We start from the raw sequence: 22,044 nt of genomic DNA, 5'->3' as shown, positions 1-22,044 counted from the left end.
CGTTGATGAAAAAGTGGCTGGCAATTGCATTGGGCTGGGTTGTGGCGGCAGCGGTTCATGCCGCCGAACCCAGCCGGGTGGTGACGCTGGGCGGCAGTGTGACGGAAATCGTCTATGGCCTGGGGCAGGGTGACCGGCTGGTGGGCGATGACCTGTCCAGCCTGTATCCCGAGGCTGCCACCAAGCTGCCGCGCGTGGGCTATTACCGCGCCGTGCCGGTGGAAGGCGTGCTGTCCTTGAAGCCGGATCTTGTCCTGGCGTCCGAGCAGGCCGGCCCGCCGGACGCGCTCAAGCGCCTGGCCGGCGTGGGCGTGCGGGTCGTCACCGTGTCGGACGCGCCCTCGGTGGATTCGCTGAAGGCGCGCATCCGCGGCGTGGCCGACGCGCTGGGCGTGGCGCCGGCTGGCGAACGCATGGTGGACGAGATCACGCGCGAGCTGGCCCGCGCCGAGGCCTTGCCTGCCACGAAGGCGCGCGCGCTGCTGCTGATCAACCGGACCGGGTCGCCGCAAGGCGCCGGCCGCGACACCGCCGCCAACGAAGTCATGCATCTTGCCGGCCTGGTCAACGTGCTGCACGACCAGCAGGGTTACAAGCCCTTGTCGGCCGAGGCAGTCGGCGCCCTGGCGCCCGATCTGATCGTGGTGACGCAAGCGTCGCTGGACGCGGGCGGCGGCATGGAGGCCTTCCTGCGCCTGCCAGGCATCGCTTCCACCCAAGCCGCGGCCAAGCGGCGGGTGGTGGTGATGGACGACTTGCTGATCCTGGGCATGGGGCCCCGTCTGCCCCTGGCGCTGACCCAGCTGAAAAAGGAGGTCGCGGATGTCATGGCGCGTTAGCGCGCCGTGGGCATTGGGCCTCTTGACCGCGGCCCTGGTGTTGGCGGCGTTGGCCGCCACCGCCCATGGCGCGGTGGCGATTCCGCTGCGCGAACTGCCGTCCCTGCTGTGGGGCGCGCCCACGGCCGAAAACGCCTTGTGGCGCAATGTGCTGATCGACATCCGTTTGCCGCGCGTGCTGTTCGCAATGGTGACGGGGGCGGGTCTGGCGATATCGGGCGCCGCCATGCAGGCGCTGTTTCGCAATCCGCTGGCTGAACCCGGCCTGATCGGCATTTCAGCAGGCGGAGCGTTGGGGGCGGTGGCCGCCATCGTGCTGTTCTCGGGCGGGTTCTGGGTCACGGCACCGATGGCGTTCGTGGGCAGCCTGCTGGCCACGCTCTGCGCCTACGCAGTCGGCCGGCGGGTGCCGGGCGTAGCGGGCCTGCTCTTGGCCGGCGTGGCGATCACCGCCATGGCGTTCAGCCTGATCGGCGTGCTGACCTTCATTGCCACCGACGCGCAACTGCGTGACCTGACTTTCTGGAACATGGGCAGCCTGGGCGGCGCCAACTGGAAGCTGCTGGCGTTCCTGGGCCCCTGGGTCCTGCTTGTGAGCGCATGGCTGGTCAGCCAGTGGCGCGTCATGAACGCCTTGCTGCTGGGCGAACGCGAGGCCCAGCATCTGGGCTATGCGCTCAAACGCGTGCGGGCCAAGCTGGTGCTGGCCAGCGCGCTGATCGTCGGCCCGCTGGTCGCCGCCACGGGCACCATTGTGTTCGTCGGGCTGGTGGTGCCGCACCTGGTGCGCATCACGCTGGGCGCCAACCACCGCTGGCTGCTGCCGGCTACCGTCATCGCGGGCGCGCTGGCGCTGGTATTGGCGGACTGGGCGGCCCGCACGGTTGTCGTGCCGGCGGAATTGCCCATCGGCCTGGTGACGGGACTGGTGGGCGGGCCGTTCTTCCTGTGGCTGCTGGCGCGTGGAAGGAGGATCGGATGACGCTTGCCGCGCAAAACCTGACCTTGTCCCGCGGGGGCGCCCGCATCCTGACCGACGTGTCACTGGACGTGCGCCCGGGCGAAGTGGTGGGTCTGCTGGGCGCCAACGGCGCGGGCAAGTCGACCCTGCTGGGCGCGCTGGCGTCCGAACTGACGCCCGACTCCGGCCACGCACGCCTGGACGGCGCCGCGCTGGCTGCAATGCCGCATCGGGAGCAGGCGCGTCGCCGCGCCGTGCTGCCGCAAAAACCCGGCCTGACCTTCGACCTGGACGTGCGCGAGGTGGTCGCCATGGGCGCCTACCCGTTTCCCGAACTGCCGCCCGACCAGGTAGATGCCCTGGTGACGCAGGCGTTGGAACTGGCCGACGTGGCGCACCTGGGCGGGCGCCGCTATCCCGAACTGTCCGGCGGCGAACAACAGCGCGTGCAGTTCGCGCGGGTGCTGGTGCAGTGCCATGCCGCGCGGGCGCCGGGCGAAGCGCGCTACCTGCTGCTGGACGAGCCCACGGCCAGCCTGGACCCGAAGCATCAGGGCGACCTGCTTGGCCGCGCGTGGGAACTGGCGCATGCCGGCAATACGGGCGTACTGGTGATCCTGCACGACATGAACCTGGCTGCGCGCTGGTGCGACCGCCTGCTGCTGCTGAGCGGGGGCTGCGGCATCGCGCTGGGCACGCCAGCGCAGGTACTCACGCCGGCCAACCTGTATCTGGCTTACGGGATCGACGCGCAGGTGATTGCACACCCGCTGCAAGCGGGGCGGCTGCTGGTGTTGACGGGGTGATGGGGACACGGGCCGTGGGGCCGGTAAAATAGGCGATACGCATGTATTCGCTTTTTTCACTTATCACCCAACAGGACCCGTGTCATGCCTACTTTTGACGTCGTCTCCGAAGTCGACAAACACGAACTCACCAACGCCATCGACCAGGCGAACCGCGAACTTTCCACCCGCTTCGACTTCAAGGGCACCGACGCCAAGTTCGAACTGGAAGGCTTCGTCGTGACCCAGGTCGCTTCCAGCGCGTTCCAGTTGAAGCAGATGCTCGACATCCTGCGCGGCCGCCTGTCGGCCCGCGGCATCGACGTGCGCTGCCTGGACGTGGCCGACCCCCTGGAAAACCTGGGCGGCGCGCGCCAGAAGGTCACGATCAAGCAGGGCATCGAACAGCCGGTGGCCAAGAAGCTGATCGCCGCCATCAAGAACGCCAAGCTCAAGGTGGAATCCCAGATCAACGGCGACAAGCTGCGCATCACCGGCAAAAAGCGCGACGATCTGCAGACCGCCATCGCGCTGCTGAAGAAGACCGACGTCGACCTGCCCCTGCAGTTCGAGAACTTCCGCGATTGATGTCGCCGGCTCATGGGTCATTCCACGGAGCTGCAACTCGTCGTTGAACTCGCGCGCGCCGGCGGCATGTCGGCGGCCGCGCGGGAATTGGATGTCACGCCGGCCGCGGTCAGCAAGCGGCTGGCCCAGATCGAGGCGCGCCTGGGCGTGCGCCTGTTCAACCGCAGCACGCGGCGCCTGAGCCTCACGGCCGAAGGCGAGGTCTACCTGGAAAGCGCCCGCCGCATCCTGGGCGAAATCGAAGACCTGGACGAGCTGATCGCCAGCCGCCAGGCGAGCCCGCGCGGTTTGTTGAAGGTCAACGCGCCGCTGGGCTTCGGCCGCAGCTATATCGCGCCTGCCATCGCGGAATTCGCCGCGAAATATCCTGAAGTTTCGCTGCAACTGCAGCTGACCGACAGCCCCGCCGACTTCGTGCAGGACGCGTTCGACGTCGCGGTGCGTTTCGGCGACCTGCCCGACACCCGCCTGATCGCCCGCAAGATCGCGCCCAACCGGCGGCTGGTCTGCGCCTCTCCCGCCTACTTGAAGACGCACGGCGTGCCGGCCACGCCGCACGACCTGACGCGGCACCAGTGCATCGTGCTGCGCCAGAACGAGGCCGCCTACGGACTGTGGCGCTTCACCAAAGGCCGCCGCAGCGAAACCGTGAAGGTGCGCGGCAACCTCAGCAGCAACGACGGGGAAGTCACGCTGACCTGGGGGCTGGCCGGCCTGGGCATCCTGCAACGCGCGGAGTGGGACCTGGCTCGCTACCTGCGCAGCGGCCGGCTGGTGCGCGTGCTGGAAGACTACGCCTTGCCGCAGGCCGACATCTATGCGGTGTTTCCGGAACGCCACCATCTATCGGCGAAGGTCCGCGTGTTCGTGGATTTCCTGGTGGCGTATTTCCAGAAGGGATCGGACAGTACCTGGTGACGCGCCAGCGGCACTTGGCACGCCGACGGGCGGTAGCCGGGGCTACGGGGGCTAGTCGTCAGCCCGTTGCCCATGGCGCAGCGATGACGGATTGATCCCGAACTGCTTGCGAAAGGCGGCTGTGAAGTGGCTGGCGTTGCTGTAGCCCAGATCCGCCGCCACGTGCGCCACGGACAAGCGGCCGCGCAACAAAAGCGCCCGGGCTTGCCGCATGCGTTCGGACTGGAAGTAGTTGTAGACGCTGCATCCGTATTGACGGCGGAACGCCCGCACCAATGTCGGCACGCTGACGCCCACATCATTGGCCAGCGCCGCCAGGCTCGGCGCGCGGCTCAGGTCGGCCAGCAGATGTTCATGCACGCGTGCCATCCGCCGCTGCACACTGAGCGACAAGCCGGCCAGCGGCCGTGCGCAGGACTCCAGGAACAGGCTCACCAGCATCAACGATTGAGCTTGCATCCACAATCCGTGGCGGCTGGCAGCCTCGTTGCCCGACAGGCTCTGCGCCAGCAGATGCGCCGTGCTTTGCAGCTCGGCGCCGCCATGCCCGTGCAGGAAGCAGGCCGATGAGGCCAGGCCGTTAGCCAGGTCGCCCTGGAAATCATGGGTCCATCGCTTCAAGACATCCGGCCGGACCATGACTGTCACGTTGTCCAGGCAGCCTTCCTGGCGGTAATGCCCGCGCCGCCCCGGGCCGTAGCTGATGCTGCCCAGGCCCTCGCTTACCGCGAATTCACGTCCGCCTTCCCAACGCTCGAAATGGCAGGCTGCGCGGCCTTGCATGCGGCTGTTGAAGCTGAAATGGACGTAGTCGCTGTCATCCTGCAACGGGATGTCCAGCAGCTCTTTGAAGGCGCTGCGCCAATAGACCAGCTGAGCGCCTTCCTGCAGCGGCACGCGCGCGATGTGGCAGACGCTGCCGGGGCCAAGACGCAACACCGACGTGTCGGTGACAACGTGGGACAGCGGGATCATGCCGGAACTCATGACGGTACGCACCAGATAAGGTGATCCGATCGGGGGGAGTGATCCGATTCGGGTAGAAATACAAATGGAAATCATTATCATCCATTTGTGTTGCTCTCGCAAATACGACACGGCCAGTCGTGTGAGCCCCGATTCTCCGACCTTCCTGAAAGGCCCCCCATGCGATTCCCTGCCTTGCCGGCGCTTTCCCTGTCTACGCTGGCACTATCTCTTGTCCTGCCCGCGCAGGCCCAATCCACCGACGACGCGGCCGCGCTGCCAGCCATTACTGTGAATGCGCGCGGTACCGGCGAGAACGATAAGGATCTGCCGTATACCGTCAATGTCATGGACGGCGTTACGCTCGAAGAGCGCCGGATGCTCAATGTGGAGCAAGTGCTGCGCGCCACCCCTGGCGTGAACGTCAATTCCTCAGGCGGCGCCAACGTTTCCACGATCTACATCCGGGGTGTCGGGGCGCTGTACCCGATGAGCATGGACGACAGCTCGGTGGCGCTGAACGTCGACGGCAGCCCGCTTTCGACGCGCCATATCTCCATCGGCACGCTGGACGTCGACCAGATCGAAGTGCTCAAGGGCCCGCAAGGCACGCTGTTCGGCGGCATGGGCGAGGCCGGCGCCGTCAATCTGACTACGCGGCGCCCGACCCGGGAGTGGGAAGGTTATGCCCGCGCCGAGTACGGCCAGGAGCGCCAGTTCCTGACCGAGGCGGCGGTCGGCGGTCCGCTGACCGACAAGCTTGCGGGCCGCTTTGCGATACGGGCCGGGGGTTCCGACCACTGGATCGAAAACGCCCGCAACGACCAACCGCTCTCCAAGCCGCGCGATCTGGCGTTTCGGGGTAGCCTGCTTTGGGACCTTACCTCGCGCACCAGCGCGCTGGTCTCAGCCGAGCGCCATCAGATCCGGCACCTGGGCGAACAACTGGTGTTGATGCCCTACGGCCGTCCTCCGACGGTGGACATGGATCCGTCGCTACTGGACGACGCGAAAAAGACCGTCGAGCGTTACACCCTCCAGCTCGATCACCGCTTTGACGGCGCGAAACTGACGGCGACATCTGCCTATACAGACAGCTACAACATCGGGCCCGTAGTCTATGACCGCCGCCTGCAGAGTGCGATGGGGCGTGGTTCCAGCGAATTCTGGAACGTCGACGAGGCCCGCGAGCACCTGTTTACGCAGGATCTGCGCCTGGCCTCGTTGCCGGGTAGCGACGTGTTCTGGGTCACGGGGCTGTCCTATTCCCATGCAACGCGTTCGTATGACACGCCGCGCAACACCTATGGCGACGCCAGCGCCAAATACCGTGATTTCGACACGGACCGTTACGGCATCTACGGAGAGATGACCTATTCCCTGGCCAGCAAGTGGAAGCTCACCACGGGGCTGCGCCAGTCGTGGGTGAAGAAGACATATGCCGGCGAGTACCACGGAGGCGGCGCCGTTCAAACCGACCACCGCAAGCTTGACGACAGTTTCACCACGGGCCGCGTGGCGCTTGCCTATGCCCTCACGCCCAGCACGACGCTCTACGGCAGTTACGGCCGCGGCTACAACCCGGGCGGCTTCAATGACTACGCCGCGCAGCCCGCCGACAGCGAGCCGTACAAGGCCGCCGAAACCAACTCCTACGAACTCGGGTTCAAGTTCTTGAGCGCCGATGGCCGCTACGGTCTGAACGGCTCGGTCTATTTGAACCAGGTGCGCAACAACCACTTGCTCTCCTACGATTCGGCCACCTACGTCGTCAATGCGCTCAATGCCGACACGCGCAGCAAGGGCGCCGAGCTCCAGGGCAACGTCCGGCTGGACAATGGCCTGGGCTTCACGGCAGGGTTGAGCTATATCGATGCCAAGATCACGACGACCGTGGCGGGAATCGGCGATGGCGACGTGCAATCCGGCAATCGCGTGCCGGATGTATCGCGCTGGAGCGGCACGCTGGGTGTCACGTACCGTCACGCCATGCCTGCATTCCTGGGGCTGTCGGCGCCGGTACTGAACGCCCGCCTGGACTACCAGTATGTCGGCAAGCGTGCTGCCGACCCGCAGAACCACTTCGATCTTGACGATTACCACCTGTTGAATGCCCGCTTGGGGTTGGCCAATGGCCGCGCCGAATACTACGTGTGGGGCAGCAATCTGCTGAACGAGCAGTACGACCTTTATGGGTACTTCGCGCCGCCCAGCGTGGCTTACGGTGTGCCCGCCCGTGGCAGGACGCTGGGCGTCGGCGTGTCGTACACGTTCTGACCCGGAGCCGCATCGTGCAACCCCTCCGTGCCTGGCGTCTGCTGGCCAGCCTTTACAGCACCCAGTTTCTGGGCCTGATGTTCTTCGTCGTCGCCATGGCGGCCATTCTTCGCGAGCGCGGCGCCAGCCTCGACACCATCGGCCTTGTGTATCTGCTGGGCATGGTGTGGCCCCTGAAGGCGCTGTGGGCGCCTTGGATCGATCGCTATGCCATCGGCCGGCGGGGCCATTACCGCGGCTGGCTGCTCCTCACCCAAGGCGGCATGGTGCTGTGTCTGGCGCTGATCGGCGTGCTGGACCTGCAAGCCGACTTCACGTCGATCTACCTGCTGTGCCTGGCGACGTCGCTGCTGTCCGCCACGCAGGACATCGCGGTCGATGGCCTGGCCTGCCGCCTGCTCACCCCCGCCGACCGCGGCTTTGGAAACGGGTTGCAGATCGGCGGCGGGCTGGTGGGAAACCTGGTCGGTGGCGGGGCGATGCTGATGCTGTACCCGACCATCGGATGGATGGGTTGCTGCCTGGCGCTGGCGGCGCTGACAAGCGTGTCCTGGCTGCAGTTGCTGCGCTATCAGGAGCCCGCGTGGCCGCGCCCCGCGCAACCTGGCGGCTATTCGCGTCTTATCGGCTTCTGGCGCGGGCCTGGGCGCATGCGCCTCTTGCTCTTGCTGTTGATCTACCCGGCCGGCAGCGCCCTGGCTTATTCGATCGTCATGCCCGCGTTGGTCGACGCCGGGTGGACCCTGGAAAGCATCGGCCTGATTGTCAATGTGCTGGGATCGTTGGCCGGCCTGGCGGCCGCGCTGGCGTATGGCCGTCTGCTGCGACGCTACTCACGGCGGCGTGCCATGGTCGCCGCCGCGCTGTTGCAATGGCTGGGCATCGCCGGCCTGGCATTGCCGGCAATGGGTTGGGGCGGCAGTGTTGTGGCGGGGGCGGCGGTGGTCGCCTACTTCCTGCTCTACAACCCGGCCGCGACCGTGCTGGCCACCTTGATGATGGATCAATCGTCGCAGGCAAGCCCCGCGACCGATTACACCCTGCAAGTCAGCCTGAGCCAGTGCTTCGTGATGGTGCTGACGTCGGCAGGCGCGATGTTGGCCGGCCGCATCGGCTATGGCGGCGTCATCGGCGTTGCCGTGATCTTGGCGCTGCTGGCCGCGATCGCCAGCCTGCGTTGGACGCCCCGGGCTGCCGCATGAGCAAACCCTGGAAGATCCTGCATCCGGTGCGCGGCCGGATTCGCCTGGCCATGGCGCTGGCGGTGATGGGTGTCCTGTCCAGCCTGGCGGCGCTGGCCGGCCTGGCGTTGGCGGTCAAGGCCTTGATGGTCGATTCCGACATCTATCCTTGGCGTGAGTTCATCGCCGCGTTTGCGTTCACCGTGATCGCCTACATCCTGCGGTTGCAGGCCTTCAATCAATCCCATTACGCGGCGTTCCGCCTGGAAGTCATCCTGCGCAACGGTCTGGTTCGGCATATCTCACGTCTGTCCTTCGGCGAGATCCAGGCGCTGGGAAGCAGCGCGTTAGCAAAAGTGGTGCATGACGATGTCCGGGCGCTGCATACGTTCGTCGCGGACAGCACACCGCTTTATGCCCGGGCCTATGCGATGCCGGCCGTGAGCGCCGTCCTGCTGTTTGCGCTTGACTGGCGTCTGGCCCTGGTCTGCATTGCCGTGCTGTTGGCAGGCGGATGGGTCATGTCGCGGGCGATGCGCGGGCGTGGCGTCATGACCCGCCGCTACCACGAAGCGCGGGAACAGGTCAGCGCGGCGGTGGTCGAATACGTCCAGGCCATGCCCGTCGTCCGTACCTTCGACACGGGGCAGACCACATTCGGCCGCTATCATCGTGCGTTGGAGCGCTATCTCGTCATGCTGACAGACTGGTATCGCCAGGCAAGCTTTCCCGCGCGTTTTTCCATTGCGATCCTGGGGCCGCTGCCCACCCTTGCCCTGCTGCTCTGGACGGGTGCCTGGCTGGGCACGCAGGGGCAATTGTTCTTACCGGTCTGGCTGGCCGCGCTGCTGTTCGGCATGGGAATGGCCGAGGCCATGTTCCCGATGATGTCGCTGGCCCACATGATAGACCGCGCGAAAATCAGCGTCGCACGTATCCAGCAACTGATGGACATTGCACCGTTGCCACCGGCGCGCGCGCCGGACAGGCGGCCTGTGGACAGTTCGGTCAGCTTTACGGACGTGAGTTTTGGCTACGACGGCAAGCGTGTGCTCGACGCGCTTACTTTCACCGCGAGGGCCGGGCAGGTCACAGCCCTGGTCGGTCCGTCCGGCGCAGGCAAGAGCACCGTGGCCCGCCTGATCGCGCGCTTTTCGGACATTGACGCCGGTACGTTGACCATCGGCGGCGTCGACGTGCGCGACATGGAACGCAAGGTGCTGTTCGAACATGTGGCCTTTGTCTTCCAGGACACCTTCCTGTTTTCGGGCAGTGTTGCCGAGAACATTGGGATGGGCCGGCCTGATGCCGCCCGCCACCACATCGAAGCCGCCGCCATGGCCGCCCAGGCACATGATTTCATTGCGGCCTTGCCCGAGGGATACGACACGGTGCTGCGCGAAGGCGGCAAGGATCTCTCGGGCGGCCAGCGCCAACGCCTGACCATCGCGCGCGCCATCCTGATGAACCGGCCGATCCTGGTGTTGGACGAGGCAACCTCAGCCACCGATCCCGAAAGCGAGCGCGCCGTGGGTGCCGCCCTGGCCGAGCTGATGCGCGGCAAGACCGTCATCATGGTCGCGCATCGCCTGAACACCATTCGCCACGCCGACCAGATCCTGGTCCTGGACCACGGCCGCTTGGCCGAGTCCGGCACGCATGCGGGCCTGCTTGCCGCCAATGGCCTCTATGCCCGGCTGTGGAGCAGCCATCAGCGGGCTCGCCTCTGGACCTTGGGTCTACAGCCATGACAAATCGCCCCGCCTCCTGGCACGAAACCTATCGGCGCCTTATGCGCAGCGCTGGCCCGCAGGCGGGTCGCTTGCGCGCAAGCCTTGCGCTGCTGCTGGCGGCCGCGGTGCTGCAGGGCTTGGCGCTTGCGTGTATCGCGCCGCTTTTCCTCGCCGTCGCTCATGGCGCCCCGTGGCAGACGTCTGCCACCTGGCTTACGGCCTTAACCGGGTTGGCGCTGGCCGCCACCGTCCTGCGCTGGCGCGCACAGGGATTCGATTACCTCGGCTACATGGCCGCCGCCTCGCATGACCTGCGGATCCGCCTGGGCCAACAACTCCGGCGCATGCCGCTGGAGGCCTTGCACAGCCATCGCACCGGCGAGATTGCCGCCAAGCTGCTTGGCGGCGTCGACGAACAAATGAATTACGCGCTGACCGTGGTGAACCTGATCCTCAGCGCTGCGGTGACGCCTGCCGTGGCTGCCTTGGCGCTGCTGGCGCTGGACTGGCGCATCGGCTTGGCGCTGCTGCTGGTGTTCCCGGCCATCATTCCGTTATATCGTCGGCGTCGGCCCTTGATGGATCACAGCATGCAAGCGGCGGGACACGCCAGCGACGCTTTGAGCGCCGAGCTCCTGGAATACATGCAGGGCGTTCCGGTGTGCCTGGCGACAGGCCGGGCCGGCGCCGAAAACGAGCGCTTGCGTCACCGCTTCGAAGCGGTGGAACGCGTGCAGCGCGACGCCCAACGGCGCGGCGCCAAACCCGATCTGATGATCGCCAGCGTCATTGAAATCGGCCTGCTTGCCATCCTGGCCTGCGGCGCGCTCTGGGTCACGCAGGGCAGCCTGGATGCCGCGCTGCTGGCGGCGGTTCTGGTGCTGGTGCTGCGCTTTGCCGAACCCCTGGCGACCTTCGTCTCTTTCACCGCCGTGTTCGCGCTTATCGAGGCCGCGCTCGCGCGTGTCGAATCGGTGCTGTCGGTTGCGCCGCTGCCGCAATGGCCCGCCTCCGGCGAGGCGCCGCGCGATGCCTCGATCCGCATCGAGAACCTGAATTTCCACTATGCAGGCAGCAAGGTTCCCGCCTTGCACGGCATCAATCTGGATCTGCCCGCGCGCGGGTTGACGGCACTGGTCGGCCCCTCCGGTTCGGGCAAGACCACGCTCACGCGTTTGCTCATGCGGCATGCCGATCCTCAGGCAGGCGCCGTCATGATTGGCGGCGTCGACCTGCGCCGCATGCGGCCGGCGGAACTCAACGACCTGGTGTCCACGGTGTTCCAGGACGTGCATCTTTTCGACGATACGGTGCTGGCCAACATCGGCATGGCTCGTCCGCAGGCGAGCGATGCGGAAATCCGCGCAGCCGCGCGTGCGGCGCATTGCCTGGACTTCGTGGAACGCCTTCCGCAGGGTTGGCAGACCCGGCTGGGCGAAGCGGGAAACCGGCTATCGGGCGGCGAACGCCAGCGCTTGTCCATTGCCCGGGCCATCTTGAAAGACGCGCCCATCGTCATCCTGGACGAACCTACCGCCGCGTTGGACACCGAAAGCGAGTTGGCCGTGCAATCGGCTATCGATGCCCTGGTGCGGCGACGCAGCGTGATCGTGATCGCCCACCGCCTTTCGACCATCGTGGCTGCCGACCGTATCCTGGTCTTTGAATCCGGCTGCGTGACGCAGTCGGGAACCCATGCCGCGCTCATGAGCGTTCGGGGCCGGTATCGGGACATGTGGATGGCGCAGGAGACGGCCAGGATGGAGTAAATTTCCGTCTCTTGGACCTCAACAGTCAAAATCGCGTATTGATCATGGAAAGCATCCACGGCGCGGCATTTCGGAAGGCGTTTGACAAGGGCGGGTCGTACCTTCGCGACCTGCACGTGCACGATTGCACGTTCGACAATTGCGGGCTGTCGATGGTGACGACACCGGCTCGCATGTCGCGCGTGCAGGGGGTACGCATCTCCCAATGCCGCGCAGTGAATTCAGAGATCATGCCTTGCATCTTCGAGGACGTGGTGGTGGAAGACCTTTCCACCAATCCCATTCTGCTGGTCTGGGCCTCGTTCTTTCGCCGGGTGAAGCTCGTCGGAAAGATCGGCAAGCTCAATCTCAACTTGGCGCCGACTGCGTTTTGCACGGATGCCCGCCTGCTTGAGCAGTTCGCGTCGGCGCGGGCGGCGTTCTACGCCGAAACCGATTGGGCATTGGACATCAGCGAGGCCAAGCTGCTGGGCTTGCGGTGCCAGGGCGTGCCCTTGCATCTGATCAAGCGCGATCCGCAGACGCAGGTCATCCTGGACAAGCAGGGGCGCTATGGCGGCCACCAGGCGCTGGGCGCGGGCTTTGCCCAGGCGTTTCCCGTGACCAATAGCGTGCTGCGAGGCTTCGACGAGTCAAGCGACCAGACGCTGCTGCTGGCCGCGTCGCTGGCAGCCCCCAAAGCGCGGCGCGACGCGGAGAAGGGCGCCATCGCCGAGCTTCGGGCGTTGGGGTTGCTGGAAGACTGAAACCCTTGAGGCGTTACGCCGCGGCCGCCGCCGTCAGGTGCTCGTACAGGATCAGCGAGCCGATGCCGATCAGCGCGATGCCGCCCAGCACTTCGGCCCGCTTGCCCGCCACGCTGCCCAGCGCGCGGCCCAGCATCACGCCGATCGTCACCATCAAGGTGGTGGCCAGGCCGATCGCGATGGCGGCCACCACGATGTTCACGTCGACGAATGCCAGGCCGACGCCTACGGCCATCGCGTCGATGCTGGTGGCGAATCCGGTCGCGGCCAGGAGCCAGAAGGAATGGCGGACGACCGGCGCGGCGTCTTCGTCCTCTTCCTTGAAGGCGTTGCGGATCATCAGCACCCCGAGAATACAGAGCATCCCGAACGCGATCCAGTGGTCCCAGTCGGCCACGAACTTTGCCGCGACTGAACCCAGTCCCCAGCCGATCACAGGTGTGATTGCTTCGATCACACCGAAGATCACGCCGGTGCGCAGGGCTTCGGGCAGGCGGGGCTTGTGCAGGGCGGCGCCCTTGCTGATGGCGGCCGCGAACGCGTCCGTCGACATGGCGAACGCAAGAACAATGAGGGAGAGGGCATTCATGGAGAGAGGGGTCCAACTGGGCGAGAACGGCACAGACCCTTCACACCGCCCAGCGTCGTGTGAAAAGTCCGTGGTCTCGCCAAGCGCAATGCCGCTTACGCCATGGCCGGCTAGGGCCAAGAATGTTGACGTAAGCCCTTTCAGAACAGGCTGAAAGGCGGCTACTCCCCAAAGAGTGAACGCAGTCTAGCAGAGCTGGCCGTCGGGCGTATGACAGACCGCAAGGCGGGCGGGGGAATGGCCGATCGGGTCGCGCACCGGCAAATCGCGACGGCAAGGCCTCAAATATGGCAAATTGAAACATCCATAGGCCATCCAAGTGGATGGTTTTAATATTCCGTCATGCCTCCTCGTCCTCCGTCCCTCGCCTCCGTTCCCAAGCCCCCCGATGAGAAGATCACCATCAATCTCGGGTACGTCGACTTGGGCCATATCGATCTTCTGGTGCAGGAAGGGTTCTATGCGAACCGCACCGACCTGATACGAACAGCCATCCGTAATCAACTGGCCACGCACGGCGAAGCCGTTCGTCAGGCGGTCAGCCGAAAGACGCTGGTTCTGGGCATCCAGCACTACACCTCGCAGGACCTGCTTGCGGTTCAGGCGGCGGGGGAAATGCTGCAAATCCGGGTGCTGGGGCTGGCGACCATCGCGCCGGACGTCACCCCCGAACTGGCGCTTGCCACCATCGAATCCGTGACGGTCCTGGGCGCCTTGCATGCCAGCGCCGCCGTCAAAGCTGCCCTGCGTCAGCGCATCCGCTGACTTTCCCCCTAGCCGTCAAGGTAACGCCATGCACCCCGAATTCCAGCAACTCATGAACCAGGCCACCCGGCTCACACGTTCCGGCGATCTGGCCGCAGCGACTGCCGCCATCCAGGCCGCGTTGCGGGGCGGGGCAACTGCCGCGCCTGCCCGCGAGGACGATTCCGACGTCATCGATGTCGAGGCTTGGGAGGTCCCCGAACCCGCCGCCCGGTCGGCTACGGCAAAGGCAAAGGCGACGGCAACGGCAACGGCTGCGGTCGACGACGTTGCCCCGCCTGCGGACAAGCCGGCCACGGCAGGCGACACGTTCACCGCGGGATCCTTCCGCAACGCAGGGGGGCACCGCAGCTACAAGCTTTACGTGCCGCCCAACGCGGGCGCCGAGCCCCGTCCGCTGGTCGTCATGCTTCACGGTTGCACGCAGGACGCCGACGATTTCGCTGCCGGCACCGCCATGAACCAGGCCGCGCGAGCGCAGGGCTTCTATGTGCTGTATCCCGTGCAGTCGCGCGAGACCAATCCGCAGAAATGCTGGAACTGGTTCAAGCACAATCATCAGCAGCGGGGTCGGGGCGAACCTGAAATATTGGCCGGCATGACGCGCGCCGTCATCGACTCGCACGCGATCGACCCGCAGCGTGTCTACGTGGCAGGCTTGTCGGCGGGCGGCGCGATGGCCGCCATCCTGGCGGGCGCCTATCCCGACCTGTTCGCCGCCGCGGGCGTGCATTCGGGGCTGGCGGCCGGTGTGGCGACGGATCTGCCGTCCGCACTCTCGGCCATGAAGGGCGCCGGCATCCACACGGCGGGGCAGGCCGCGAGCGGGGTGCCCACGATCGTCTTTCACGGGGACCGCGACGCAACGGTGCATCCGGGCAATGGCCAGGCGGTGGCTGCGGCCAGCGCTGGGGCAGCCGCACCGGTGGAGACCTGCCGCGTGCCGGGGGCTGGCGGCAAACGCCACAGCACCCGGTACCTGTACCGCAACCCCAAGGGCGACATCAGCGCCGAACGCTGGGAGATCCATGGCGCCGGTCATGCCTGGGCCGGCGGGTCGGCAAGCGGATCCTATACGGACCAATCCGGTCCGGATGCCACGGCCGAGATGCTGCGGTTCTTCTTCGAACGTTCGTTGGGCCACCAGCGCTAGCAGCGGCCCGCGCAAGCGCCTACGCGGTCCACAAATGCTGTGCCGCGTAGGCACGCCACGGCCGCCACTGTTCGGACCGTGCCAACAGCTGCGCGGGCGTGACTTCCCGCGATTCCAGTTTTTCCAACGCGCGGATCAGGCCGATGTCCGCCGACGGGAAGGCGTCGGGTTCACGCAGCTGGCGCAGGGCAATGTACTGCGCCGTCCATTCCCCCACGCCTTTGATCTGGCGCAGGCGCGCAACGGCTTCTTCCAGCCCGCTGCCGGCGTCGAACAGGTGCTTGTCCGCCACCGCTGCGGCGCCCACGGCGGAGAGCGTGGCGGCGCGGCTTCGGGGCATGCCCAGCGTGGCCAGATCGGCCGCGGCGATGACCGCGGGCTCTGGAAAGACATGGGTCAGCGCGCCTTCGGGTTCGGCCATGGGCGCGCCATGCGCCGCCACCAGCTTGCCGGCCAGGCGGATGGCCGCGACGACGGTGATCTGCTGCCCCAGGACGGCGCGCATCGCCAATTCGAATCCATCCCAGGCGCCGGGCACGCGCAGGCCGGGCCTGGCCTGGATCAGCGAGGTCATGACTGGGTCGCCAGCGAATTGCGCGGCGATGGCTACCGGGTCGCTGGCCAGGTCGAACACGCGCCGCACCCGCGCAATGATCGCGGGCAGCGCCTGCAGGCGAGGAAAGCGCACGGTGACCTGCAGCGCATTGCCGGTGCCGGGGCGCACGGTGAGGGTGCCCTGGTGGCCGTCCAGGCTGACCGTGCGCGCGTAGGTGTCCTCTGTCACGTGTTCGATGCCGGGAATGGCGCGCAACCGCAGGAAGGCCAGCATGGCCTCCCAATCGTAGGGCGGGCGATAGCGCAGCAGCAGCTTGATCTCGCCGTGCCGGCCGGCGGATACCTCCGGTTTTTCCGAGCGGCGCAGCTCGCCCGGGGCGCGCCCGAACAGATCCAGAAAAATCTCGTTGAAGCGGCGGATGCTGCCAAAGCCCGAGGCGAAGGCGATTTCCGCCATGGGCAGATGGGTTTCGTGGATGAGTTGCTTGGCCAGCAGCACGCGGCGCGTCTGGGCTACCGCCACGGGCGAGGCGCCCAGATGCTGGCGGAACTGGCGGCGCAATTGGCGTTCCCCCACGCCCAGACGCTGGGCGAGCGTATCCACCCCGTCGTCGTCCAGCGCGCCCAGTTCAATCAGTTGCAAGGCGCGCGCCACGCTGTCGGGCAATTCGTGTCCTGGGCCGATTTCCGGCGCCGTCTCGGGCCGGCAGCGCAGGCAGGGGTGAAAGCCGGCCTCTTGCGCGGCGGCAGCCGTCGAGAAGAACTTGACGTTCTTCGACAGCGGCGTACGCGCCGGGCACACCGGGCGGCAATAGATGCCGGTCGTCTTGACGGCCGTGAAGAAGCGGCCGTCGTAACGGGCATCGCGCACTTGGATGGCGCTATAGCAGGCGTCGTGGTTCAGGTCCATGCACCGATACTACTGCCGCGCCCGGGCCGGGATCTAGCGGTTTTCGGACACGGTTGTGACGATCACACTAGTGTCCGAAAACCGCCAGCGGCACGCCCTGCACGGTTCTATATTGGCCATGTTGCGACTTCACCGGGAGCCGGCCATGCCGATCCACACATTCTCTTTGGAACGCGTTTCCACCCCGCTGGGCCAGATGCTGGTGCTGACGGATGCCCAGCAGCAGTTGCGCGCCGTCGATTGGCAAGACTACGAATCCCGCATGCATACGCTGCTGCGGCGCCAGTACGGCAAAGACGCCGTGCAGGTGCGGGACGCCGGCCAGCCCTCCGTGCCGCGCCGCGCGCTGGAAGCGTATTTCGACGGCGAAGTGGCCGCCATCAACGATCTACCCGTGGCGCTGGGCGGCACCGACTTCCAGCGGCAGGTCTGGCAGGCGCTGCGCGGTATCGCGGGCGGGCAGACCGTCAGCTATGGCAGCCTGGCTGGGCGCATCGAACGGCCCACCGCCGTGCGCGCGGTCGGGCTGGCCAACGGCGCCAATCCGGTCGGCATCGTGATCCCTTGCCACCGGGTGATCGGCGCCAACGCGTCGTTGACCGGCTACGGCGGCGGGCTGCACCGCAAGCGCTGGCTGCTGGAACACGAAGCCCGGCATGCCGCGCACTGAGCGCCACTTTCAACTCCAGGTTAAAGATGTTGTGAATTCCGGCGCCGTCTGAGGCGCCGGCACTCAGTAAAGTGCCGACAGACCCTTATCAGCAAGGAGGCCTGTCGGCCATGAAGACCTATCGCATCGCAACCATTCCCGGGGACGGCATCGGCAAGGAAGTGATTCCCGCCGGCCAGCGCATCCTGCAAGCGCTGGCCGAACAGGACGGCCTGCGTTTCGAATTCCACGATTTCGACTGGGGCGGCGACTACTACCGCAAGCATGGGGTGATGATGCCGGCCGATGGGCTGGATGCGCTGCGCGACAAGGACGCGATCCTGTTCGGTTCGGCCGGCGACCCGGACATCGCCGATCACATCACGCTGTGGGGCCTGCGCCTGAAGATCTGCCAGGGCTTTGACCAGTACGCCAACGTGCGTCCCACGCGCATCCTGCCCGGCATTGATGCGCCGCTCAAGCGCTGCACGCCTGAACAACTGAACTGGGTGATCGTGCGCGAGAACTCGGAAGGCGAGTATTCGGGCGTGGGCGGCCGCGTGCATCAGGGGCACCCCATCGAAGCCGCCACCGACGTCTCGATCATGACGCGCGCGGGCGTGGAACGCATCCTGCGCTTTGCGTTCAAGCTGGCGCAGTCGCGCCCGCGCAAGCTGTTGACCGTCGTCACCAAATCGAACGCGCAACGCCATGCCATGGTGATGTGGGACGAGATCGCGCTGCAGGTCAGCCGCGAGTTCCCGGATGTGACGTGGGACAAGGAATTGGTCGATGCCGCCACCGCGCGCATGGTCAACCGTCCGGCGTCGCTGGACACCATCGTGGCCACCAACCTGCACGCCGACATCCTGAGCGACCTGGCGGCTGCGCTGGCCGGCAGCCTGGGCATCGCGCCCACGGGCAATATCGATCCGGAACGCCGCTATCCGTCCATGTTCGAACCGATCCACGGCTCGGCCTTCGACATCATGGGCAAGGGCCTGGCGAATCCGGTCGGCACGTTCTGGTCGGTGGTGATGCTGCTGGAACATCTGGGCGAAAACGCAGCGGCCGCGCGGCTGATGCAGGCCATCGAAAGCGTGACGGCGAATCCGGCCTTGCACACGCGCGACCTGGGCGGCCAGGCCACGACGGAGCAGGTGACGGCCGCGGTATGCGCGCGCTTGGCCGCGGGCGGGCAGGCCCGGGCGGCGTAGGCACACGCACTACCCGGAAACCCGATCCTGGGCGACAGACCCGAGGCGGTTTCCGGCAATACAAAAAGAAGCGAAGTCCATTCGTATCCCAAGGAGACAAGCATGTCCAAGCAAGCCTTACGCGCGCGCGCCCTGGCGTTCGCGTGCCTGTTGAGCCTGCCCCTGGCGGGTGGCGTTGCGGTGGCGCAGACGTATCCCGCGCGGCCGGTGAACCTGATTGTGCCGTTCCCGGCCGGCGGCACGACCGACGTGCTGGCGCGCGCATTGGGGCAGGAACTGGCCAAGCGCCTGGGCCAGCCGGTGGTGGTGGAAAACAAGCCGGGCGCGGGGTCGACCCTGGGTGCGGACTATGTGGCCAAGGCGGCGCCGGACGGCTACACGCTGCTGATGGGCGCCGTGCATCACACCATCGCCACCAGCGTCTACAAGAGCCTGCATTACGACTTCCAGAAGGATTTCGCGCCGGTCACGACGGTGGCGCTGGTGCCCAATGTGCTGGTGGTCAATCCCAAGGTGAACGCCATGGACGTGCAGGGGCTGCTGACCTTGGCGCGGGCCGCGCCGGGCAAGCTGACCTACGGGTCCAACGGCATGGGCACCGGCCAGCACCTGATCGGCGCGCAGTTCGAGCACGCCGGCCAGGTGCAGTTGCTGCATGTGCCGTACAAGGGCAGCGGCCCGTTGACGACCGACCTGCTGGGCGGCCAGATCGATATGTCGTTCGACACCATCACGCCGGTGCTGGCGCATATCCAGAGCGGCAAACTGCGAGCGCTGGCCGTGACGACGAATCAGCGGTCGGCGGCGTTGCCCGACGTGCCCACGATGGAAGAGGCGGGGTTGAAGCCGTTCAACATGGGGACCTGGTTTGGCGTGCTGGCGCCGGCCGCCGTGCCCAAAGACATCGTCACGAAATTGAACGCCGAGATGGTGGCCATCATCCAGTCGCCGGATTTCTCGCGCCGTATGGCCGAGATCGGCGCCGTGCCCATCGGCGATACGCCGGAGCAGATGCGGGCCCGCATTGGCGCCGACACCGAGAACTACGCCAAGCTCGTGAAGGACGCGAAGGTGGCGATTAACTGAGCGCTGCCGTTACGCGCGGATCCAGCCCCGCGCGATCGGCAGGGCCAGCAGCTTGCGGTAGATGCCCTGCACGATACGCGTCAGTGGCGCGCCGACGCGGTTCCATACCGGGACGGCCGCGCCGGCCGCAAGCGGCGCCAGAATCAGGCCGCCTGCGATATCCAGCGGGAAATGCACGCCCAGGTAGACGCGCGAGGTGCCAACCACGGCGGCGGCCAGCAGCGTCGCCCAGCCCCATCCCGCCCAGCGCCGGTCAAAGATCAGCGCGCACGCGAAGGTGGCGATGATGATGGTGTGATTGCTGGGGAACGACGACGTCGCCTTGTGCGGGAAGAAAGCCTGCCCCAGGCCGATGGCGAAGGGGCGCGGATGCGGCCACAGCGCGCCGCATAGGTAGCTGGCGAACAACGCTACAGCGATGCTCGCCAACACCTTCAGCGCCAGATTGCGTTGCGCTTCGCCGCCCCAGAGCCACAGCGCGGCCAGCGCTCCGGGGACCAGCAGGATGAGCTGGTTGGCCACCAGCATGGCGGCATGGATCCGCCAGATCGGGGTGGCCGGGTCGGCGTTGATCAGAAGAAAAAGGGACTGGTTCAGCGGTTCCAGGAAATCCATGACACGTCATCGCGGCGTAATAATCAATAGCCGCGATGGTAAAGAGGTTTCCCGTCAGTCCGCTTACAAAATGCGCCGGAGTACGCGCTTTTACTTCTGGATGCGTTTGCCGTCGGCGTTAATGACGAGTTCGCCGTCTTCCTTCGTGAACGCGCCTTGCTGGGGCGCCGGCAGGATGTCCAGCACCAGTTCGCTGGGGCGGCACAGGCGGGCGCCCAGCGGCGTGGCCACGAAGGGGCGGTTCAGCAGGATGGGGTGTTGCTCGATCGCGTCGAGGAGCGCGTCGTCCGATAGAGACGTATCGTCCAGGCCCAATTCCAGGTAGGGCGTGCCCTTTTCACGCAGCGCGTCGCGCACGCTGATGCCCGCCTGCTTGAACAGCGCCTTCAGCGTGGCGCGCGAGGGCGGCGTTTCCAGGTAGAGCACCACCTGCGGCTCGATGCCCGCGTTGCGGATCATGGCCAGCGTATTGCGGGACGTGCCGCACTTGGGGTTGTGATAGATGGTTACGTCGGACATGGGGGCTCCTTGGTGCGGGGTTTCGTCTGCAAGACGGTGAGCATAGTGCATCCGGCGCGCGCCTTCAGGCGCGCAGCTTCCTGCCCAGCCGGCGCCAGCCGATGACGACGCCCGTGAGGCTCAACGCGGCGCCGCCCAGGCTCAGGAAGATCAGCAGTGCATCCCACAGCGGGCGGCGCGACAGCAGGCCCGTCCAGTCCCAGCTATGCAGAAAGGCGAACAGCCAGCGGCTTGCGCGGTTGCTGCGGTCCTGGCGGCCCTGGATCAGGCCGGTGTGCGGATCCAGATAGACCCACGTGGCTTGCGGGTTGTCGTAGACCAGGCGCCAGACGGGCAGGGGTTTTTCGATATGGCCCAGCATGGCGTGTTCGTCGCGCGCGTAGTAATAGAGGTCATAGGTGCGCAACACCTGCACCTCGCGCAGCGCGGCGCCCGGCAGCAACTGCGCGGCCGCCTGGCGCAGGTCCGCCTCGGTGAAGACATGGGGCGTCGCCTGGGTGGCCGACAACACTTGTGGCGCACCCGCCGGGCCGCGCGCCAGTACCACGTCCTGTCCGGCGGCGCGCGTCCAGCTGAGTTCGCGCGGCGCGGCGGGCAAGGCGGCGATCAGAGCCTGGGGCGAGGCAAGCGGTGCGCCCGCCGCCGCGCCGGCGTAGGCCGCGCGGTCCAACGGCGCCGCAGTGCTGGTGAAGAGTTTCCACGGATTCATCGACATCAGCCCGCTGAAGATCCAGGTGATGGTAATGAGGGCGAACAGCAAGCCGCTGATGTGATGCCAGCGCATCATGCTTTCGCGGTAGGGCGAGCGGCTGCCGCTGGCGTAGGGCCGCGAAAAGCGCCAGCGCAGGATGCCCACGACGGTGCCCGTCAGCGCCACCAGCACGCCCGCCACCGACAGCCACACCACGATGTCGTGCCACCAGGGGTCCAGCGCATTGCCGCGAAACGGATACAACCAGTGGATCCACGCGCCCGCATAGTTCCAGGCGCGTTCGTTGAACGTGGCATCCAGCACCACGGCGCCCGTCGCCGACGAGATATACAACCGCGTCCGGTCGGGGTCGTCCATGTCCACGCGATGCAGCGGCCGGTGCGGCTTGAGGGCGCCGGAATGCGTGTACACGTCTTCCACCACGGTGCCCTGGTAGTGCGCGGCGTACTGGCCGCCGAACCAGGCCATGGCGGTGGCCTGCGCGACCTCGGCATCGGCCGGCGGCAGCAGG

The 22,044-nt window shown here is 66.4% G+C and carries 21 protein-coding genes and 1 riboswitch; of the genes, 15 read left to right on the top strand and 6 right to left on the bottom strand.

Annotation, left to right across the window (positions count from 1 at the left end; translation table 11 throughout):
• The first annotated feature begins 5 nt into the window (after positions 1-5).
• The 5 genes from AC27VE_RS28940 to AC27VE_RS28920 all read left to right on the top strand — a co-directional run bounded on the left by AC27VE_RS28940 (position 6) and on the right by AC27VE_RS28920 (position 4,091).
• The gene (locus AC27VE_RS28940) at positions 6-839 is read left to right on the top strand and encodes a heme/hemin ABC transporter substrate-binding protein (RefSeq protein WP_006222628.1); all 834 of its coding nucleotides are present in this window, start codon (positions 6-8) and stop codon (positions 837-839) included.
• Positions 823-1,821: a FecCD family ABC transporter permease gene (locus AC27VE_RS28935; protein ID WP_488705680.1), complete on the top strand. Its 999-nt coding sequence runs from the start codon at positions 823-825 to the stop codon at positions 1,819-1,821. Before AC27VE_RS28940 ends, AC27VE_RS28935 begins: the two co-directional genes overlap by 17 nt.
• Positions 1,818-2,606 (top strand): heme ABC transporter ATP-binding protein, encoded by a 789-nt coding sequence (locus AC27VE_RS28930; RefSeq protein ID WP_280026588.1) that lies wholly within the window; start codon positions 1,818-1,820, stop codon positions 2,604-2,606. Before AC27VE_RS28935 ends, AC27VE_RS28930 begins: the two co-directional genes overlap by 4 nt.
• Positions 2,607-2,690: 84 nt before the next feature.
• Positions 2,691-3,173: a YajQ family cyclic di-GMP-binding protein gene (locus tag AC27VE_RS28925; protein ID WP_006222631.1), complete on the top strand. Its 483-nt coding sequence runs from the start codon at positions 2,691-2,693 to the stop codon at positions 3,171-3,173.
• Between the two features lie 12 nt (positions 3,174-3,185).
• A complete protein-coding gene (locus AC27VE_RS28920) occupies positions 3,186-4,091 on the top strand; it encodes a LysR family transcriptional regulator (protein ID WP_006222632.1) in 906 nt (301 codons plus the stop codon).
• 51 nt (positions 4,092-4,142) lie between these two features.
• On the opposite strand, the gene AC27VE_RS28915 is transcribed toward AC27VE_RS28920, so the two are convergent.
• A complete protein-coding gene (locus AC27VE_RS28915) occupies positions 4,143-5,066 on the bottom strand; it encodes a helix-turn-helix transcriptional regulator (protein WP_488705679.1) in 924 nt (307 codons plus the stop codon).
• Positions 5,067-5,237: 171 nt separating this feature from the next.
• Here AC27VE_RS28915 and AC27VE_RS28910 point away from each other — a divergent pair, with 171 nt between their 5' ends.
• The 5 genes from AC27VE_RS28910 (at position 5,238) to AC27VE_RS28890 (ending at position 12,763) form a co-directional block, all read left to right on the top strand.
• The gene (locus tag AC27VE_RS28910) at positions 5,238-7,334 is read left to right on the top strand and encodes a TonB-dependent receptor (protein ID WP_488705678.1); all 2,097 of its coding nucleotides are present in this window, start codon (positions 5,238-5,240) and stop codon (positions 7,332-7,334) included.
• Positions 7,335-7,348: 14 nt separating this feature from the next.
• Positions 7,349-8,536 (top strand): MFS transporter, encoded by a 1,188-nt coding sequence (locus AC27VE_RS28905; RefSeq protein WP_488705677.1) that lies wholly within the window; start codon positions 7,349-7,351, stop codon positions 8,534-8,536.
• The gene (locus AC27VE_RS28900) at positions 8,533-10,266 is read left to right on the top strand and encodes an ABC transporter ATP-binding protein (protein WP_488705676.1); all 1,734 of its coding nucleotides are present in this window, start codon (positions 8,533-8,535) and stop codon (positions 10,264-10,266) included. Before AC27VE_RS28905 ends, AC27VE_RS28900 begins: the two co-directional genes overlap by 4 nt.
• 71 nt (positions 10,267-10,337) lie before the next feature.
• Positions 10,338-12,017, top strand: a complete 1,680-nt coding sequence (locus AC27VE_RS28895; protein WP_488705675.1) for an ABC transporter ATP-binding protein — start codon at positions 10,338-10,340, stop codon at positions 12,015-12,017.
• A 44-nt stretch (positions 12,018-12,061) separates the two neighbouring features.
• Positions 12,062-12,763: a hypothetical protein gene (locus AC27VE_RS28890; RefSeq protein ID WP_488705674.1), complete on the top strand. Its 702-nt coding sequence runs from the start codon at positions 12,062-12,064 to the stop codon at positions 12,761-12,763.
• A gap of 13 nt (positions 12,764-12,776) precedes the next feature.
• Here AC27VE_RS28890 and mntP read toward each other — a convergent pair whose 3' ends face one another.
• Positions 12,777-13,352 carry a manganese efflux pump MntP gene (mntP, locus tag AC27VE_RS28885; RefSeq protein ID WP_006222635.1) on the bottom strand — a complete coding sequence of 192 codons (576 nt, stop codon included), beginning with the start codon at positions 13,350-13,352 and terminating at the stop codon, positions 12,777-12,779.
• A gap of 9 nt (positions 13,353-13,361) precedes the next feature.
• Positions 13,362-13,534, bottom strand: a riboswitch (yybP-ykoY riboswitch).
• Between the two features lie 160 nt (positions 13,535-13,694).
• On the opposite strand from mntP, the gene AC27VE_RS28880 reads away from it, so the two are divergent.
• Both AC27VE_RS28880 and AC27VE_RS28875 read left to right on the top strand, forming a co-directional pair.
• On the top strand, positions 13,695-14,117 hold the full coding sequence (locus tag AC27VE_RS28880; RefSeq protein WP_035212329.1) for a CopG family transcriptional regulator: 423 nt from the start codon (positions 13,695-13,697) through the stop codon (positions 14,115-14,117).
• A 28-nt stretch (positions 14,118-14,145) separates the two neighbouring features.
• Positions 14,146-15,270, top strand: coding sequence for an extracellular catalytic domain type 1 short-chain-length polyhydroxyalkanoate depolymerase (locus tag AC27VE_RS28875; RefSeq protein WP_488705673.1), 1,125 nt, complete (start codon positions 14,146-14,148; stop codon positions 15,268-15,270).
• Positions 15,271-15,289: 19 nt separating this feature from the next.
• Here AC27VE_RS28875 and AC27VE_RS28870 read toward each other — a convergent pair whose 3' ends face one another.
• Positions 15,290-16,735: an AlkA N-terminal domain-containing protein gene (locus tag AC27VE_RS28870; protein WP_488705672.1), complete on the bottom strand. Its 1,446-nt coding sequence runs from the start codon at positions 16,733-16,735 to the stop codon at positions 15,290-15,292.
• Positions 16,736-16,880: 145 nt separating this feature from the next.
• On the opposite strand from AC27VE_RS28870, the gene ogt reads away from it, so the two are divergent.
• The 3 genes from ogt (at position 16,881) to AC27VE_RS28855 (ending at position 19,687) form a co-directional block, all read left to right on the top strand.
• Positions 16,881-17,405, top strand: a complete 525-nt coding sequence (gene ogt, locus AC27VE_RS28865) for a methylated-DNA--[protein]-cysteine S-methyltransferase (protein ID WP_315134231.1) — start codon at positions 16,881-16,883, stop codon at positions 17,403-17,405.
• A 110-nt stretch (positions 17,406-17,515) separates the two neighbouring features.
• Positions 17,516-18,601, top strand: coding sequence for a tartrate dehydrogenase (locus AC27VE_RS28860; protein WP_488705671.1), 1,086 nt, complete (start codon positions 17,516-17,518; stop codon positions 18,599-18,601).
• Between the two features lie 102 nt (positions 18,602-18,703).
• Positions 18,704-19,687: a Bug family tripartite tricarboxylate transporter substrate binding protein gene (locus tag AC27VE_RS28855; protein ID WP_488705670.1), complete on the top strand. Its 984-nt coding sequence runs from the start codon at positions 18,704-18,706 to the stop codon at positions 19,685-19,687.
• A gap of 9 nt (positions 19,688-19,696) precedes the next feature.
• Here AC27VE_RS28855 and AC27VE_RS28850 read toward each other — a convergent pair whose 3' ends face one another.
• From AC27VE_RS28850 to AC27VE_RS28840, 3 genes are all read right to left on the bottom strand, one after another.
• Positions 19,697-20,302, bottom strand: a complete 606-nt coding sequence (locus tag AC27VE_RS28850) for a phosphatase PAP2 family protein (protein ID WP_488705669.1) — start codon at positions 20,300-20,302, stop codon at positions 19,697-19,699.
• A gap of 90 nt (positions 20,303-20,392) precedes the next feature.
• On the bottom strand, positions 20,393-20,821 hold the full coding sequence (arsC, locus tag AC27VE_RS28845; protein WP_488705668.1) for an arsenate reductase (glutaredoxin): 429 nt from the start codon (positions 20,819-20,821) through the stop codon (positions 20,393-20,395).
• A gap of 64 nt (positions 20,822-20,885) precedes the next feature.
• The coding region (locus AC27VE_RS28840; protein ID WP_488705667.1) for a PepSY domain-containing protein at positions 20,886-22,044 on the bottom strand (1,159 nt) is incomplete at its 5' end.

It is taken from the genome of Achromobacter sp. 18P8.1.1 (genome assembly GCF_057799415.1).
This window is presented reverse-complemented; position numbering and strand designations above follow the sequence as displayed.

Bases quoted from the DNA above. Each gene is read 5' to 3' on its own strand.
- AC27VE_RS28925 (WP_006222631.1), top strand. From the start codon at position 2,691: ATGCCTACTTTTGACGTCGTCTCCGAAGTCGACAAACACGAACTCACC.
- AC27VE_RS28880 (WP_035212329.1), top strand. From the start codon at position 13,695: ATGCCTCCTCGTCCTCCGTCCCTCGCCTCCGTTCCCAAGCCCCCCGAT.
- AC27VE_RS28890 (WP_488705674.1), top strand. From the start codon at position 12,062: ATGGAAAGCATCCACGGCGCGGCATTTCGGAAGGCGTTTGACAAGGGC.
- mntP (WP_006222635.1), bottom strand. From the start codon at position 13,352: ATGAATGCCCTCTCCCTCATTGTTCTTGCGTTCGCCATGTCGACGGAC.
- AC27VE_RS28900 (WP_488705676.1), top strand. From the start codon at position 8,533: ATGAGCAAACCCTGGAAGATCCTGCATCCGGTGCGCGGCCGGATTCGC.
- AC27VE_RS28875 (WP_488705673.1), top strand. From the start codon at position 14,146: ATGCACCCCGAATTCCAGCAACTCATGAACCAGGCCACCCGGCTCACA.
- AC27VE_RS28850 (WP_488705669.1), bottom strand. From the start codon at position 20,302: ATGGATTTCCTGGAACCGCTGAACCAGTCCCTTTTTCTTCTGATCAAC.
- AC27VE_RS28915 (WP_488705679.1), bottom strand. From the start codon at position 5,066: ATGATCCCGCTGTCCCACGTTGTCACCGACACGTCGGTGTTGCGTCTT.
- AC27VE_RS28940 (WP_006222628.1), top strand. From the start codon at position 6: ATGAAAAAGTGGCTGGCAATTGCATTGGGCTGGGTTGTGGCGGCAGCG.
- AC27VE_RS28930 (WP_280026588.1), top strand. From the start codon at position 1,818: ATGACGCTTGCCGCGCAAAACCTGACCTTGTCCCGCGGGGGCGCCCGC.
- AC27VE_RS28910 (WP_488705678.1), top strand. From the start codon at position 5,238: ATGCGATTCCCTGCCTTGCCGGCGCTTTCCCTGTCTACGCTGGCACTA.
- ogt (WP_315134231.1), top strand. From the start codon at position 16,881: ATGCCGATCCACACATTCTCTTTGGAACGCGTTTCCACCCCGCTGGGC.
- AC27VE_RS28860 (WP_488705671.1), top strand. From the start codon at position 17,516: ATGAAGACCTATCGCATCGCAACCATTCCCGGGGACGGCATCGGCAAG.
- AC27VE_RS28935 (WP_488705680.1), top strand. From the start codon at position 823: ATGTCATGGCGCGTTAGCGCGCCGTGGGCATTGGGCCTCTTGACCGCG.
- AC27VE_RS28855 (WP_488705670.1), top strand. From the start codon at position 18,704: ATGTCCAAGCAAGCCTTACGCGCGCGCGCCCTGGCGTTCGCGTGCCTG.
- AC27VE_RS28870 (WP_488705672.1), bottom strand. From the start codon at position 16,735: ATGGACCTGAACCACGACGCCTGCTATAGCGCCATCCAAGTGCGCGAT.
- AC27VE_RS28920 (WP_006222632.1), top strand. From the start codon at position 3,186: ATGGGTCATTCCACGGAGCTGCAACTCGTCGTTGAACTCGCGCGCGCC.
- arsC (WP_488705668.1), bottom strand. From the start codon at position 20,821: ATGTCCGACGTAACCATCTATCACAACCCCAAGTGCGGCACGTCCCGC.